Genomic DNA, 2,620 nt, shown 5'->3' with positions numbered 1-2,620 from the left:
TTCGTCTCCAGCCTCGCCACCATCGGCGCCATGGCCGGCCGCGCCGGCAGGGACCCGACCGCGCTCGACGCCGCCGTCGCCGGCGCGGCCCTGTCCACGGTGGCCACCTACCTCCAGCTTGCGGCGCTGCTCTATGTGACGAGTGCTGAGACCTTTCTCGCGCTCGCCTGGCCGCTTGCGGCGGGCGCCGTCGCCGCCGCGCTCTACGGGCTGGTCTTCACCCTGCGCGCGCTCAGCTCGGATGAACCCGCGGACACCGAGCCCGGCCGCGCCTTCAGCCTCACGACCGCGCTGGCGCTGGCGGCGACGATGACGCTCATGCTGGTGGGGGTGGCGGCGCTCAAGGCCTGGTTCGGCGAGACCGGGGTCGTCGCCGGCGTGGCGCTGGCGGGCATCGTCGACGCCCATTCGGCGTCGATCTCCGCCGCCTCGCTGGTCCTGTCGGGGCAGTTGCAGCCGCATCAGGCGGTGGTGCCGATCCTGGCGGCGCTCAGCACCAATGCGCTCGCCAAGATCGTCATGGCGGCGAGCGCCGGCTCCACCGCCTTCGCGCTCCGCACCGCTCCGGGCATTATTCTGTCCGTGGCGGCGGTCTGGCTGGTCGTCGCCGTCACCGGCGATGCCGGCCTGCCACCGGTCTGACGGTCCTCAGGCGCAGGGCCGCTGTGTCAGCGCCGCAGCCGAAGCGGCGGACGCGCAGGTCCACTATGTGCCGGTCGCTTAGCCGTTCTGCGGCGTCTTGCCATACTGGTACCGGGCGCGCAGGCGCGGCGCCAGCATCCAGGCCACCGGGAAGGTGGCGGTGAGGCCGGCGACGATCACCAGCGGCAGCAGATATTTGGCCTGCTCGGCCAGCGCCGGCACCGACAGCACGGCAATGCAGCCGGCGCCGAACAGGACGGCGTTGATGGGCAGCGAGATCAGGGCGGCGATTTGGGTACGGGTGCGCATGGCGGTCTCCTTTGCATGGCTCCTGGACGTCCTGGTTAAAACGCCAGGCCCCGCCTTTGGTTCCGCCGGGGACCCGTGCCCCTGCCGCGGCGCGCCCCGCTCCGGCGAAACGGGGATAACGTCCACGCGTCGGCCGCCGCCCGCGTGGGCGCAGGAGGCCGGATTTCAGCCTCCCCGGCGGCCTGGACCGCTCGCGGAGCGAATAAAACCTGCCCGCTTTTTCCCCATCCTTCCGGCCCGTGCGAAACTGGTGGGGTCTTCCGTCCCGACGGATGGCCCGGGCCCACGGAGCCCGGACCGGCGGAAGGCGGTGAGGTCTGGCCGAGGGGGGCCGTATCCCTGGGCCGGACGCCTGCGAAGGCATCATGCCGGCTGTTCGCGAGAGCCGGCCAGGACGAAGTGGACCTGGCCCAGGGATCTCGGCGCATTCCGGAACCGGGCGCTGGCACGCCGGCCCCGGCGGCGTCTGGACTGCAGTCTCCTCTCCGGCGGGCTGGCCGGTCAGGGGATCTGCGGCACCACTCCAAGCGCCGGCCTGACAAGTCCTGCATGGGCCGGCGGGTTGCCACGCCGGCCGCATCGGGAGAGGGCGGGTTCGGCCGTAGGACGCCGAACGGGACAAGACCGCCCAGGGCGAAAGATGCATGCGTCGCGGGAAGGAAAGCCCGCTCGCGCCCGGAAGGCGCGGGTATCCCCCACCGGCGGGGCGAAGGCTGCTGCGCCAAGCCCTTCTCTTCCATCCACCACGGGCCGGCCGCCCGTGCGCCCCGCCAGTCCGGCATGTGTCCGGACCCTGCACCAAGCCATCCCCGGCGGCGAGATCTCGCGCGCGGGCGATCAGGCATGTCCGCACGTCCGGCGGCTCACATCGTCCTGGCGAGCATCCACACCGCCATCGCCACCATCATCAGGTTTTCGGTGAGCGAGATGAAGCCCAGCGGCACGTTGCTGTTGCCGCCCACGCAGGCGCATTTGAGCTCGCGCCGGTCGATATAGACCGCCTTGATCACCGAGACGGCGCCCACCGTGCCGATGAACAGCGCCACCGGCGCCGAGAGAAAGGTGAGCGCGCCCGAGATCATCAGCACCCCCGCCAGCGCCTCGCCGAACGGGTAGATCTTGGCGTAGCGGATCTGCCGCATCGCCAGCAGGTCGTAGGTGATGAACATCATCTGGAAGCCCTGGAGATCCTGCAGTTTCTGGATCGCCAGGATGCACATCGAAAAGGCAATGAACCATTCGGCCGTGCGCACCGTGAGCAGCGTGCCGAACGCCGCCCAGCTTGCGGCCAGCGCCATCAGCGCGGCGACCGCGAAGATGGCGATCACCGGCTGGTAGCTCACGGCGTCGGGATCGTGCTGCTTTTCGCCGAAATGCGCCTGCAGGTCGTCGAACCCGCCGATCCGCTCGCCGTCGATGAAGGTCTGCGGCGTGGTCTCCACCCCGTGCTCGCGCTTGAAGGCGTCGGTTTCCTCGCGGCTCCTGAGCGGGCGGTCGTCGACCTTGAACCCCTTGCGTTCCAGAAGATCCTTGGACTTGAGCCCGTAGGGACAGATGTGCTCGTCCGTCACCATCCGGTAAAGCTGCGCGGTCTGGGTCATGGTGTCTCCTTCCGATTGCAGTGCAGGCTCCGCCGGCGCGCCGCGCCTGCCGCCGGTCTAGCGGCCGG

3 protein-coding genes are annotated in these 2,620 nt (G+C 70.3%); 1 reads left to right on the top strand and 2 read right to left on the bottom strand.

Annotated elements, in window-relative coordinates:
• Positions 1-642: DUF4010 domain-containing protein (locus LL06_RS25440; protein WP_035533698.1), on the top strand; the 642-nt coding region annotated here is incomplete at its 5' end.
• A 78-nt stretch (positions 643-720) separates the two neighbouring features.
• On the opposite strand, the gene LL06_RS25435 is transcribed toward LL06_RS25440, so the two are convergent.
• On the bottom strand, positions 721-951 hold the full coding sequence (locus LL06_RS25435; RefSeq protein ID WP_035533696.1) for a hypothetical protein: 231 nt from the start codon (positions 949-951) through the stop codon (positions 721-723).
• Between the two features lie 863 nt (positions 952-1,814).
• On the bottom strand, positions 1,815-2,552 hold the full coding sequence (locus LL06_RS25430; RefSeq protein WP_035533694.1) for a MauE/DoxX family redox-associated membrane protein: 738 nt from the start codon (positions 2,550-2,552) through the stop codon (positions 1,815-1,817).
• Positions 2,553-2,620: the final 68 nt, after the last annotated feature.

This window comes from Hoeflea sp. BAL378, from assembly GCF_000759435.1.
In the GTDB taxonomy this organism is placed as follows: Bacteria; Pseudomonadota; Alphaproteobacteria; order Rhizobiales; family Rhizobiaceae; genus Hoeflea.
Note: the sequence above shows the minus strand (reverse complement) of the source record. Positions and strands in the feature narration are given on the sequence as shown.